At 35.3% G+C, this 13,411-nt stretch carries 13 protein-coding genes; 2 read left to right on the top strand and 11 right to left on the bottom strand.

Going from position 1 to position 13,411, the window contains the following annotated elements:
- Positions 1-103 precede the first annotated feature (103 nt).
- The 5 genes from EQG68_RS00700 to trmB form a co-directional block, all read right to left on the bottom strand.
- The gene (locus EQG68_RS00700) at positions 104-343 is read right to left on the bottom strand and encodes a NifU family protein (protein WP_026712115.1); all 240 of its coding nucleotides are present in this window, start codon (positions 341-343) and stop codon (positions 104-106) included.
- The gene (locus tag EQG68_RS00695) at positions 343-1,488 is read right to left on the bottom strand and encodes an Mrp/NBP35 family ATP-binding protein (protein ID WP_164975355.1); all 1,146 of its coding nucleotides are present in this window, start codon (positions 1,486-1,488) and stop codon (positions 343-345) included. The genes EQG68_RS00700 and EQG68_RS00695 overlap by 1 nt, the downstream gene beginning before the upstream one ends.
- Before the next feature lie 258 nt (positions 1,489-1,746).
- The gene (locus EQG68_RS00690) at positions 1,747-2,073 is read right to left on the bottom strand and encodes an MGMT family protein (protein ID WP_129462869.1); all 327 of its coding nucleotides are present in this window, start codon (positions 2,071-2,073) and stop codon (positions 1,747-1,749) included.
- 7 nt (positions 2,074-2,080) lie between these two features.
- Positions 2,081-2,713: a LysE family transporter gene (locus EQG68_RS00685; RefSeq protein WP_129462868.1), complete on the bottom strand. Its 633-nt coding sequence runs from the start codon at positions 2,711-2,713 to the stop codon at positions 2,081-2,083.
- A 22-nt stretch (positions 2,714-2,735) separates the two neighbouring features.
- Positions 2,736-3,410 (bottom strand): tRNA (guanosine(46)-N7)-methyltransferase TrmB, encoded by a 675-nt coding sequence (gene trmB / locus EQG68_RS00680; protein ID WP_129462867.1) that lies wholly within the window; start codon positions 3,408-3,410, stop codon positions 2,736-2,738.
- Between the two features lie 71 nt (positions 3,411-3,481).
- Here trmB and EQG68_RS00675 point away from each other — a divergent pair, with 71 nt between their 5' ends.
- Positions 3,482-4,567, top strand: coding sequence for a glycosyltransferase (locus EQG68_RS00675; protein ID WP_129462866.1), 1,086 nt, complete (start codon positions 3,482-3,484; stop codon positions 4,565-4,567).
- Here the strand turns inward: EQG68_RS00675 and EQG68_RS00670 are convergent.
- The 5 genes from EQG68_RS00670 to EQG68_RS00650 all read right to left on the bottom strand — a co-directional run bounded on the left by EQG68_RS00670 (position 4,560) and on the right by EQG68_RS00650 (position 11,146).
- Positions 4,560-5,489, bottom strand: coding sequence for a carbohydrate kinase family protein (locus EQG68_RS00670; protein WP_129462865.1), 930 nt, complete (start codon positions 5,487-5,489; stop codon positions 4,560-4,562). The genes EQG68_RS00675 and EQG68_RS00670 overlap by 8 nt on opposite strands.
- Before the next feature lies 1 nt (position 5,490).
- Positions 5,491-6,666 (bottom strand): glycoside hydrolase 100 family protein, encoded by a 1,176-nt coding sequence (locus tag EQG68_RS00665; protein ID WP_129462864.1) that lies wholly within the window; start codon positions 6,664-6,666, stop codon positions 5,491-5,493.
- Entirely contained in the window at positions 6,663-8,039 is a 1,377-nt protein-coding gene (locus EQG68_RS00660) for an MFS transporter (protein WP_129462863.1), read from the bottom strand. The genes EQG68_RS00665 and EQG68_RS00660 overlap by 4 nt, the downstream gene beginning before the upstream one ends.
- Positions 8,040-8,049: 10 nt before the next feature.
- A complete protein-coding gene (locus EQG68_RS00655; protein WP_129462862.1) occupies positions 8,050-8,388 on the bottom strand; it encodes a glutaredoxin family protein in 339 nt (112 codons plus the stop codon).
- 121 nt (positions 8,389-8,509) lie between these two features.
- Positions 8,510-11,146: a TonB-dependent receptor gene (locus EQG68_RS00650; protein WP_129462861.1), complete on the bottom strand. Its 2,637-nt coding sequence runs from the start codon at positions 11,144-11,146 to the stop codon at positions 8,510-8,512.
- A gap of 152 nt (positions 11,147-11,298) precedes the next feature.
- Between EQG68_RS00650 and EQG68_RS00645 the strand changes: the two genes are divergently transcribed.
- Positions 11,299-12,327: a LacI family DNA-binding transcriptional regulator gene (locus tag EQG68_RS00645; RefSeq protein WP_222845194.1), complete on the top strand. Its 1,029-nt coding sequence runs from the start codon at positions 11,299-11,301 to the stop codon at positions 12,325-12,327.
- Between the two features lies 1 nt (position 12,328).
- Here EQG68_RS00645 and EQG68_RS00640 read toward each other — a convergent pair whose 3' ends face one another.
- Positions 12,329-13,372 carry a sensor histidine kinase gene (locus EQG68_RS00640; RefSeq protein ID WP_129462859.1) on the bottom strand — a complete coding sequence of 348 codons (1,044 nt, stop codon included), beginning with the start codon at positions 13,370-13,372 and terminating at the stop codon, positions 12,329-12,331.
- Between the last annotated feature and the right edge of the window lie 39 nt (positions 13,373-13,411).

Here is a 13,411-nt window from a genome sequence, read left to right as displayed (position 1 = left end):
TGAGGGATTGAACCATTGTTTGAGCTCTTTTTGAGGCAGCCCTTCGGGATGTCTCAAAAAAGCGAGTGGTGAAAGCCCGACCCTTGTGGGCACGCCCAAAAAATTAAGCTACGTTTTCGACTGTCTCGATTTGAGGTACGTATTTTTTGATGGTCGTCTCTACACCGGCTTTCAACGTCATTTGGTTCACACTACAAGCTACGCAAGCCCCTTCTAGACGGACTTTTACGTGTTTGTCTTCGATGATGTCAACTAACGAAATGTTTCCTCCGTCTGATTCGAGAAAAGGTCGAATTTCATTCAACGCATTTTCTATTCCGATTTTGATTTCTTCTTTTGTCATTATTTTTTCCCTTTTACAGCTGAACAACCAGCCATGGTAGTTATTTTGATTGCTTCGGTGGGTGGCAACGTTTCATTTCGTTCCACAACCTCTTGGACAACGTTTCTAGCTATTTCTTCAAAAGCAGTTTCTAATGGTGTAGCCGTTTGCAACGCGGCAGGACGACCGTAATCTCCCGCTTCACGGATGCTTTGCACAAGTGGAATTTCACCTAAAACCGGTACTTGCAAATCTTCGGCTAAGTTTTTAGCTCCTTCTTTTCCAAAGATATAATATTTGTTGTTTGGTAGTTCTTCCGGTGTGAAATAAGCCATATTTTCGATAATTCCCAAAACGGGAACGCTAATGGCATCTGATTTGAACATGGACACTCCTTTTTTAGCATCGGCTAATGCTACTGCTTGTGGCGTACTCACTACAACAGCTCCTGTGATAGGAAGCGATTGCATGATAGAAAGGTGAATATCGCCTGTTCCGGGAGGTAAGTCAATTAATAAAAAGTCAAGTTGACCCCAATCGGCATCAAAAATCATTTGATTTAAGGCTTTGGCTGCCATGGGTCCACGCCAGATAACGGCTTGATCGGGTTTCGTGAAAAATCCGATGGAAAGAATTTTTACTTCGTAACTTTCAACCGGTTTCATTTTTGACTTGCCATCTACCTCAACTGAAATTGGTTTTTCATTTTCTACATCGAACATAATAGGCATCGATGGCCCGTAAATATCAGCGTCAAGCACCCCTACATTGAATCCCATTTTGGCCAACGTTACGGCTAAATTGGCAGTTACGGTAGATTTCCCAACACCTCCTTTCCCGGAGGCTACGGCTACGATATTACTAATTCCGGGAATTGGTTTTCCTTTGATTAGGTTGGGATTTTCTGGTTTTTGAGGAGCTTCTATCTTAATATTCACTTTTACTTTGGCTTTTTCGTACACCAAATCATGAATGGTTTTGATGATATCAACCTCGGCTCTCTTTTTGATGTGTAATGCCGGAGTGGACAAAAGTAAATCCACCACAACTTCATCGCCAAAAGTGAGTACGTTTTGCACCGCTCCGCTTTCCACCATATTTTTCCCTTCGCCAGCTACAGAAATGGTTTCTAGAGCTTTGAGAATTTCTTTTCTATCGAGTTTCATAATTTACCACACCCAAAATTTTGGGTAATTTTGAATTAATAAAAAATTCGTTTTTATTTAAACTGAATTTAGATTGCAAAGATAATACGAAAAGTAGAGAAACAGTAGTTAAAGAATTGAAAATGTTTATGGGGGGATAGATGAGAAGTCGCAGTATTCAATCGCAGTGTTCAGTTTCGGTTAACAGTTTTTCAATATCAGTTTAATTTCTTGATATAGTGTTGTATTTTTGAAATTTTTTGAAAAATTAGGAAATAATTACAATTTGCTAACATCCGGTTTCCAAAAAACTTTTTCAAAATTAACGATTTGATTATCCATCACTTCAATACCTTCGCTTTCCAGCAATTGCTGCATTAAATTGGTGCCTTGAAAGTGATGTTTACCGGAAAGTATTCCTTTTCGATTGACCACACGATGTGCCGGAATATCTTCGCGATTATGGGAAGCATTCATTGCCCAGCCTACCATTCTGGCTGAACGAGCGGTTCCTAATGCTTTGGCAATGGCTCCATAGGAAGTCACTCTCCCACAAGGAATTTGTTTGGCGATGGCATACACTTTTTCAAAGAAATTATCTTCCATCTTGAATTTAACGGGATAAAATTTTAAATAATGTAATTAGTGCCACAACACCGGTTATGGAACCAATCACATAATTAATGTTTTTGGATAAAAAAGTATCTTTCCTTTCTTTCGATTTAAAAAAAGAAATATAGCCAAAAAAAACTAAAAAAGCCGCAATAGCTGTGGCAAATGAAAAAGTGTAAATAAAGAAAGTGTCAAATTGAAAATACCCATAAGAACCAAGCGTAATGCTTATAAACACATAATACGGGACCGGAAATACATTGAGTGAAGACAACAACATTCCTAAAAAGAAACGACTCGACTTCGTTCGCATTTTGACTTCTTCTTTCTTTTTTTTGGGTTTAGGTTTTTTGGCAATCCAAAAAAAATAAATCGTTAAAACCGTAAAAATTACCAACCCAATTTCTTGTAAAATTACACTAATATCGGCTCTTCTATCAATAAACCGGGCAAATAATACCGCTAATAACGTTTGAAAAAAAACAATAATTGAAGCTCCAAACGCAAACCACAACGCACGATTTCTTCCGTCTCTCATGCTTACTTTTGCGGCAGTCATGTTGAGCAATCCGGGTGGAGTTGTTCCGATGGCTGCGGCCGAAAGTCCGAGAAGGAGGGGAAGGCTTATGTTCATTTAAATTGGTTTTGGTTTTTGCTTACTTTATCTTAAATTGTATATAAGTTATTGCTTTATTAATTTCTAAATATTGTTTTTCATAAAAGGTTTGAATGGCGGTTACTACTTCCGGCGAACCTTCATTTCGATAGACATTATGATTGGCATAAATTACTTCATGACCTTCACCGTGTAACAATCCGAGTGTGTAACCGTGCATGAATTCGCTATCCGTCTTCAAGTGAATAATTCCGTCTTTTTTCAATACTTTTTTATAGCGTTGTAAAAATTGTGTATTGGTCATTCGGTGTTTGGTTCGTTTGTATTTGATTTGTGGGTCCGGAAAGGTGATCCAAATTTCATCCACTTCATTTTCGGCAAAACAATATTCAATTAATTCAATTTGTGTGCGAAGGAAACCAACATTATGCAAGCCGATTTCAACCGCTGTTTTGGCACCTCGCCAAAATCGAGCTCCTTTTATGTCAATTCCGATGAAATTTTTGTTTGGATAGCGTTCAGCTAAACCTACTGAATATTCGCCTTTACCACAACCTAATTCCAAAACAATTGGATTATCGTTTTTAAAAAAGTGCTTATTCCAATTTCCTTTCCATTTAAAATCACCTGAAACTACTTCTTCACGGGTTGGTTCTATCACATTCTGAAAGGTTTCGTTTTCTTTAAAACGCTTTAATTTATTCTTACTGCCCACTTAATTTAATTTTTTGGTAAAATTAGGGAAATATACCCAATCAAAATTAATACTACTTTTACAGTTATTAAATGAGTTATCAAGACTTGGAAACTGTTAAACCAAAAATTCTCGTTGCTCCCTTGAATTGGGGCTTGGGACATGCTACACGTTGTATTCCGATTATTGAAGCATTAATGGAAAACAATTTTGAACCCGTTATCGCTTCCGATGGTGTGGCATTACAGATCTTACAAAAAGAATTTCCGGAATTAATTTTTTTGGAATTACCCTCCTATCAAATTGAATATGCCAAGAACGGAGCTTTTTTTAAATGGAAGTTGATAAAAAACAGTCCGAAAATGATGGAGGCCATCTATTTGGAAAGAAAAATGGTAAAAAAGTGGGTGAAAGAATATGGTTTAGCCGGTATCATTTCCGACAATCGATTAGGCATTTATTCAAAAAAAGTGCCTTCTGTTTTTATTACCCATCAATTGAATGTATTAACCGGTAATACAAGTTGGATTACAAGCAAATTGCATCAATACATCATTAAAAAATATGATGAATGTTGGGTTCCGGATGTGGCAGAAATTCCAAACTTGACCGGAAAATTAGGCCATTTGAAAAATCCGCATTTTAAGATAAACTACATTGGTCCGTTAAGTCGATTAAACAAAAAAGAGTTGCCAAAAAAATATGATTTAATGGTGATACTTTCAGGTCCCGAGCCGCAACGTTCGATGTTGGAAATGCATTTAAAAGAAGAGATCAAACGCTATGTGGGCGATATTGTTTTTGTTCGAGGTGTGATTGAAGCTGAACAAAAATCGGAACAAATTAACCAAGTTACTTTTTATAATTTTATGACTTCTGGACAACTCGAACAGACATTTAATGAAAGTGAATTGGTGCTTTGTCGTTCCGGTTACACCACAGTAATGGATTTGGCAAAACTAGGGAAAAAAGCATTTTTCATTCCCACTCCGGGTCAATTTGAGCAAGAATATTTGGCTAAGAAATATAAAAAAGATGGATTAGTTCCTTATGCCAAGCAAGAAAAATTTGTGATTGAAAATTTATATGAAGTGGATTTATACAAAGGGTTGCAAAATTTTAAAAGTGAATTGAATTGGAAGAATTTATTTCTGCTTTTCGATAAGAAAATCAAATAATCAATTGGTTAATATTCATATCATCGGGTAATCTACCAACATTTTGCAATTTAATTCCAGCTAATTTTTGAGCTATGGTTATACTCTCATTCAAAGTTCTTTTGTGAAGTTGAGCATACAGGAAACCAGTCCAAAAGGCATCGCCGGCTCCGGTAGCATCTTTTATTTCTTTGACTGGCAAAGCATCTTGAAAAATAAGTCCTTTTTCCTTATCAGATAAAACAACTCCTTTTTTGCCTTTGGTTAAACAAATAGTTTGTGCACCCATTGCATGAAAAAACTCAAAAATATAGTCTTCCGATTTCATGGAAGCAAATAATCGGTAACAATCATCTTCACTAATTTTTACTAACGGATCTGTGGCTAAATAGCGTTGAATTATTTCAATGGCTTCCGGTCGGTTAGGCCAAATTCGTTCAGAAAAATTTAAATCAATGCTCAGTTTTAATCCTAATTCTTTTGCACGTTCAGCACGTTCCAAAATGGTTTCACGAGCCGGATTTCTGCTCAATGCAAAACAAGTAGTATGGAAAATTTTAGAAGACAAAAGTAACTCATCCGAAATTTGGGAAGGGTAAATTTCGCAATCTGCTTCTCGGTAAGGAATAAAGTCGGGCGTTTCAGTAGATTTAGAAACAAAAATGACGGAAGTTGGTTTTTCTTCCGATTTAAAAATATAGTCTGTTTGAACACCGTTTGCTTTGAGTTTTCTGATAATATAGTCGCCTAAACCGTCTTGACCGCAAGTTGCAACAAGCACCGCATTCAATCCTAAACGCGAGGCATTTACCGCCACATTGGTAGGTGAACCTCCTAAAAAACGATGGTAATCTTTGGTTCGGTTTATGGAAGTATTTATTTCATGACCAATAAAATCAATTAAAACTTCTCCCACAGAAAGTATGTCAATCTTTTTTTCCACTTTAAAATACTAATTTGAAATTTTCTTCAATTGTTTTTTCTACCAAAATAGTTGCGGCTGCACTCCAAGCACAAAAACGAACGCCATTGGGTTCTCCGGTTTCTGAATTAAAATTTTCATAAAATCCAAAATCCGACAAAGCGTTTGCTTGATTTAAAGCATTCAACACGTTTTCACATTCTTGATTTAATCCCATTTGTTTTAGAGCTAAGCCAAAAAATCCATTCACCATTGGCCAGCTCCCACCATTATGAAATTCATAGGGTTGATTTCTAAATTCGTATTTGCAGTTACTTTTTAAAATATTCCATACCCAATCAGTAGGATGAATTGGCGGCCAAAAAGCAGGAACCAATTTTAAAGGTAAGTTTCCTTTGATTTTTTTAGTGTAATTTATTACCGTTTTTTGAAAATCTGTATCTCCAATACTTAACAAAAAAGCCAAAGAATGGGCGAAAGCATCAAAATACATTTTGTATCCGGATGGAGAAAAAGAACAAGGCATAAATTCTTTTATTTCCGCTTCATGATAGGCTTTGGGATGTACTTTTTCAACTTTTGAATTGGGTAAAAAATTATGAACTATTTTTTCAGTAATCGCCCATATTTTAAAGGCTATTTTTTCACTTTGAATAAAATGATTATAACTTTTTAGAGCCCAAATTCGTAATAACTGATCGTATAAAACATATCCATCCGTAATGTATTCATCGGCCCAATTTCCGGAAATGGGAACATACATCAAATGATTATTATTGAACTCCCAACATTCTAAAAGATGAATGGCTTTTTCGATTCGTTTGGAATAAAACTTCACTATTTCGCTGTCATCTTTGTAATGAGCTAATTGACAAACTCCGATAATAAACCAACTCACTGCGTCAACTCTGCCTGCCAAACCGCCATAACTTACTTCAACACCTTTTTCTGTAAAGTTGACATTAGAAGGAATAGTTCCTATTTCATGTTGATGATCTGCTAATGTTTGAAGGGTTTTTTGAAATGTAGCGATTAATTCTTCATCGTTAGAAGCCAAAGCCGCTAATCCACAAATGACGCCATCACGAGCCCAAACGCGTTTGTAATTGGACACATCATTTGCCGAAGCTTCAAAACCCTGAGGAGAGGAAACTCGGTGTAATAATTCAATTGCTTTATGGTAAACTAGTGAACTCATGTAACTAATTCATTTTTGTTTTTTAATTTAATCAATAACGTTAATACACCACCGATAATCAAAAATATTCCCGCTAATCGAATCACATTCACCGGATTTTGCCCCAACCAATCGTACACAAAAAATTGCATAGACAAAACTTGAATTGCCATTGGAATCACTATGAACATGTTGAAAATGCCCATGTAAACTCCGGTTTTTTCTTTTGGAATAGAACCGGCCAACAATTGATAAGGCATAGCCAACATAGAAGCCCATGCAATACCAAGACCAACAGGATAAAGAAATAATGTGGTTATTTCGATGGATTCTCCGAATGGATTGTACAAATGAAACAGTAAAGTAGTATCATTCAAATATGGAATTGAAAACACGCCTATTCCTCCTAAAATTAAAGCAAAAAAATGAACGCCTTTAGCACCAATTTTTAAGGCTAACGGCACCAATGCAAAAGCTACCACAAAGCAGACGATGTTGTATGTTCCGTTTAAACTTCCGGTTAGCAATTGAGCTTTAGAAAAACCTTCACTGGCTTGATCGGTTGTATTGTATAATGAAATAGATAAGGTAGAAGTAATGTATTGCCAATAACAAAACATGGCGTACCAAGTAAAAAATTTGACCGGAATTAATTGTTTCATCGTCAACGGCATGTTGATAAATGCTTCTTTTATTTCCGTAAAAGTGCGTTGAACAACCGGAGTTTTTTTCTTTTCTAAAAGTTCTTCCAATTCTTCAGATGAAGGTGGTATTTCTTTTGTGGTAAATACAGATATTAAAATCGTAACTACCGAAGCAAAAGCTCCAATAAAGAACGCCCAATAGGTATAAGTTGGAATACCGTTTTCAAATTTATCGGTAATAGCTAAAATTCCTAATGAAACTAAAATAGCAGGCGTAAAATTTGCCAAAGTGATCCCTAAACCGGTAAAAAAACTTTGCATTAAGAATCCAATAGAATGTTGCTCTTTGGGCAATCTATCAGCCACAAAAGCCCGATAAGGTTCCATGGCAATATTATTAGCCGCGTCTAAAATCCATAGCAAACTGGCCGCCATAAAAATGGTGGTTGAAAAAGGCATCAATACAAGTGCTAAGCTGGCAATTAAAGCCCCAATCAAAAAGAAAGGTTTTCTTCTGCCGAATTTGGGAGACCAAGTTCCGTCACTAATGGCACCAATTATGGGTTGAACCAGAAGTCCGGTGACAGGACCGGCCAACCAAAGCATAGGCAAACTCGCTTCATCGGCACCTAAAAATTTGTAAATAGCACTCATGTTACTTTGTTGTAACCCAAAACTGAATTGAATTCCAAAAAAACCGAAATTCATGTTCCAGATTTGCCAAAAGTTCATTTTACCTTTTTGTATCATGCTAGGATTTTTATTCTATTAATTTTTTTAAAAAAGAGTTAAAATCAACTTCATTGGTAAAAACCAATCCGTTTTTATCTACCACCGGTAAATTTAAATTTGAAGTGCTAATATTGTTTTGGCGGAGTTTAGTAAGCATTTCTTTTAAAGCCTTTTCATCTTTATCAATATCAAAATAAATAAACTTCAATTGATGTTCTTCTGCATATTTTTTGGTATCTAAACAATAATGGCAGGTGTCACTTCCATAAATCAATATTGTTGATTGATTATTTTTAGGTCTATTTTCCTGAGAGAACCCAATTTGTATTGAAAACAAAAAAAAGATGGTTAAAAAAAAACTTTTCATGATTCAGTTATTTTTATTGTTTAATGCTTTATCAAGAAATTATTAGTTGTAAAAGTTCCCGAACCCCGTAGGATTCAGGAACTTACTTTAAAACAATTCAATATGAAAATAAACCTAACTCTTAAAATCTGTAAGATAAAGTTAAAGAAGTTGTTCTACCATTGATCGAACGTGCTCTTAAAATATTATCTGTGTTTTCAACAATGCTACCTTCTTCTACTTCTGTAATTCCGATAGTATTGAAAACGTTATTCACGTTTAAAGAAGCCATCAAACCTTTTGTTAATTCTATGTTTACAAACGGATTGAAGTACACATAACCCGGCATGATTAACTCATTGTTATCTTGTGCAAAAGATTTTGTTGTTCCAATTAAAGAAACACCAACATTATGTTTTCCATCTGCACCAAACTTGTATGCAGCTATGGCGTTATAAATAAAATCAGCTTGTCTTCTTGGGGTATTTCCTTCAACTGCAGGATTGATCACGTCTTTTGAGATTTCAGCTTTTGTCCAAGTAATACTTCCATTAAAGTTGAATTTATTTACGGTATAACTTCCTTCTAATTCTAAACCATATGCAGTATATTCTCTTTGAATTTGACGAATTCCAGTAGGAGCAAAATCCCAGTTTTGCTCAGAAGTCAATGCATAAAACCCAGTTGCATAAAAAGTATGGTTAGTTCCTCTTCTTTTATAACCAATTTCCGCTTGATCTACCATATCTGCACTCAATCCGGAAACAGCAGCACCAGAGGGAAGAATATTTGCTCCAAATAATAATCTGTCGGCATTGGCTCTACCACCACGGCTATATCTCGCAAAAAGCGATTGGTTTTCAGCTAACATATAATTTCCACCAACAGAATAGGAAACATAATCAAAATCATAATTTACAGGTAAACGATTGGCATTATCTACGACAGATACGCTAGCTTCCGGACCTTCGATTGTGCCATTATCATTAACATCTAAATCAGTAGATTGAACAGCACCTGCATATGTCCCTCTAACTTTTCCACTATCAAAACGCAAACTTACATCGACATTAAATTTATCGCTAAATTTATATTGACCTGCAATATAAGGTGCGGTTATATCATAATTAGTATCATAATTTCTAGTACAGCAATTGCCCCAAAAAGGAACCCCGTAAGCATATAAACCGTTAACTGAATTGGAACCTGCATTCAATAAAGCGGCATTGTCGCCTTTCACTTCCATTAAATACGAATTCCATAACCATGACATCGAGAGGGTTTGATAGGCTTTATAATATCCCAATGTTAAATCGAAATCACCGAATTTTTTAGACAATTTCAAATCATTGGTGAAATTATTAAAGTTATTAATTTCAGTGTCAAAGGTGTGGATTCTCATTACTAGATCATTCCCGTTCACGCTATTACCTACTTGAGCACCATTTGCATAAGTTAAATTAGGCACACCAAATTCTGTTGCAAAATCTGCAGCTGTTTGCACTTGAGCTGGAAATGGAGAAACAAATCGACCTCTGTGGAAATTTTGTCTGAATCGGTCCTCTATTTTCCATCCATTTCCAATATCAAAAGAAAGTTCACCACCAAATGAAGTTGCAATCGGACGCATACCATCAGCCATATTACTTCTTCTTCTTTGTCCATCTTGACCAACGGTTAAATTATCTAAAAACAAAGCACTATGTTGAGTGTCAGATAAAATATCAAAGTTAGGTAATGAACTCCAATTTGGATTTGAATTCGTACCACTTACTTTTACAGGCATTGGCAGATAACCAATTGCTCTGTCATTTAGATGCTTGAAATATAAACGCACATGCCCTTTTTCAAATTCTTTGGTCATGTTTGCTTTTATTTGACCTCCAACATTTGCAGTATATCCTGCATTTCTTGGGCCTTCTCCTTGACGATAAAAACCACCAACATGAAAGAACAACCCATTACTTATAGGAGAACCATATTCAAAATCAGTACGATAATTATCAAAGTCAACACCAAAAGACTGCATTAAAGAGCCTCCTTCAGTCTTACCATTTTTACTGATAAAGTTAATGATACCGGCTGGAGAATTACTTGCCAAAGTAGAAGCAGAACCTCCACGAATAGCTTCTACTCGTGAAATTGTTTGGTCGGCACGCACAAAAATATCGGCATTACCAAAGGCAACATCGCCAAATTGCATTACCGGCAAGCCATCCTCATGAATTTGAAGAAACTTTGCTCCTCCTGATGCAACGGGAATACCTCTAATCGTGATATTGGCATTACCCTCACCTCCTGTAGACTCTGATTTAATACCGGGGATTGAACGGAAAATTTCTGCTGTTGCTCTTGGAGCAGCTTGTTCAATTTGCGTGGTTGAAACTGAACTAATCGAAACACTCGATTGTAATTTTGATCTTGGATTAATTACCCCCGTCACTACCACATCATCTAATTGTGTAGCATCTTCAACCAGAATCAATTCTGTTTTGGTCGCACCGTTTACATTTACAACTTGTTTTCTTGTTTTGTAGCCGATATAAGAGGCTACTAAAGTTACATTTCCGTTTTCTAACCCTGAAAGTTGAAAAACACCATCCATATCCGATGAAGTTCCTTTTGATGTTCCTTCTACCACAATATTTACACCCGGTAAAGTATTTCCGGCATTGTCTTTTACAACACCTTCAATTGTACCGGACTGAGCAAAAATGGGTAAAGAACAAAAACATAGAAAAAGAAAAGCAACTTTTTTAAATAGTAATTTTGACTTCATTTTGTTTTGTTTAGTTAATAAAAATTAGTAATATTTTTTACGAATCTAATTTTTATCTTGCTAAAATATTCATGATTTATAATCGAAAACGTTTTCGAAGTAACCGAAAACGTTTTCGATTTTTGTATCGTATTTTTTTCCATATTTGTATTATGAAAGAAAAAGAGACTACATTAAAGGAAATTGCTGAGAAATTGAACATTTCCATAACCACGGTTTCGAAAGCATTAAAAAACTACTCCGATGTAAGTCCTAAAACGAGAGAACGTGTATTGGAATTAGCACGAGAATTACACTACACGCCCAATTCCTTTGCTGTAAATTTACGAACTAAAGAATCAAAAACAATTGGATTAATAATACCGGAAGTTGTTCATCATTTTTTTTCAAGCGTCATTAATGGGATTATAGCTGAAGCAGAAAAAAATGAATATTTGGTGATTATTCTTCAATCAAATGAATCATTAGAATTGGAGAAAAAGCAAGTTCAACTTTTAATTAATAAAAGAGTAGATGGAATCATAATGTCATTGTCAAACGAGTCGAATGATGATGACCATATTCGTGAAATTATTCATCGTAACATCCCTTTTGTGATGTTTGATAAAATCACGAAAATGATTCCGTGTTCTAAAGTAATTATTGATGACCAAAAAGCAGCTGCCGCTGCAGTTGAACATTTGATTTCTGTGGGTTGCAAAAAAATTGCCCACATTCGAGGTCCTGTAAATCCTCAAAATGCTATTGATCGTTTTTTAGGATACAAAAAAGCGTTGGAAAAAAATAACATCCCTTTTGATAAAAATTTAGTTTACACCTGTGTTCGCGTTTCGTTTGAAGAAGGCTATGCCTTTGCGAAAGAAATTTGTGAAAATCATCCCGATGTAGATGGCATATTTGTCATCACAGATTTGGTTGCCGTTGGTGTTTTGGCTTATTTGAACGAACACCATATTAAAGTGCCAGAACAAATAGCAGTCATCGGTTTTAGCAATTGGTTTATGTCACAAGTGATTCAACCTAAATTAAGTACGGTTGACCAACCTAGTTATGAAATGGGTGTAAGTTCATTTAATTTACTTTTAAAAGAAATAAAAGCAGTTAAGGAGGAACAGCCAAAAACCATTGAAAGTGTGGTTTTAGATACACAAATCATTGTTAGAGAATCTACAAAAAAATGATTTATTTCTGCTTTTCGAGCGTAAATGAAAATTCTGAACCTACTCCATACTGACTTTCAACATAAATTTTTTCTTTGTGTCCTTCGATGATATGTTTCACAATCGCTAAACCTAATCCGGAACCGCCTTCGGAACGAGCACCACTTTTATCTACTCTAAAAAAACGTTCAAAAAGGCGAGGAATGTGTTGTTTTTGAATACCTTCACCATTGTCTGTAATCCTGACAATAATTTTATTTTTAACTAAATTTTCAATACTTACTTCTGTAGTTCCACCTTCTTTTCCGTATTTAATAGAATTCATCACGAGATTTGTGACCACTTGTTGTATTTTTTCCTGATCGGCATGTACATAAATTGGTTCTGCATATTTGGTATCAAAAGTGAGTGTAATATTTTTTTTGTTCGCTCTCATCTCAAGCAAATCAAAAACATTTTTCACCAATTCTACTATGTCAAAAATTGAATATTCTAAATTCAAATCACCTGTTTCGAGTTTGGTAATCATATCTAAATCTTTCACAATGTAGATGAGACGTTCTACCCCTTTTTCTGCTCTTTCGAGGTATTTTTTACGAAGCGTTTTGTCGCTCATGGCTCCATCCAACAAAGTAGAAATATAGCCTTGTACCGTAAACAAAGGTGTTTTTAACTCATGGGAAACATTTCCTAAAAATTCTCTTCTGTATTCTTCACGCACTTTCAGCGTTTCAATTTCCAATTTTTTATCAGTAGCAAACTTTTTTACTTCTTTGGTAAGTGTCGCCATATCCGTTGTGATAGGCTGACTTCGCAATGTTGAAGAATCTAATAATGACACATCGTCATAGATTTTCTTTACCCTTCTGTAGATAAAGCGTTCGACCCGATATTGAATTACAAAGAAAGAAAAAAGATAAATGGATAGACCAAAAACAGCTACAAACAACCAATTTATTTCATAAAAGAAATAAGTTGTAAGCACTAAAAAACCTATTGAAAATAAAGAAATGTACAATGCAGATTTTACAGCAAACTTGTAAGTCTTTTTAAAATTAATGGCCATTAAAAACAGTTTTCATTTGGTTAATGTGTTCTCAAAAGT

The sequence above is a fragment of the Flavobacterium piscinae genome (assembly GCF_004122145.1).
Taxonomy (GTDB): domain Bacteria; phylum Bacteroidota; class Bacteroidia; order Flavobacteriales; family Flavobacteriaceae; genus Flavobacterium; species Flavobacterium piscinae.
The sequence above is the reverse complement of the archived record's forward strand: the minus strand, read 5'-3'. Positions and strand labels throughout refer to the sequence as shown.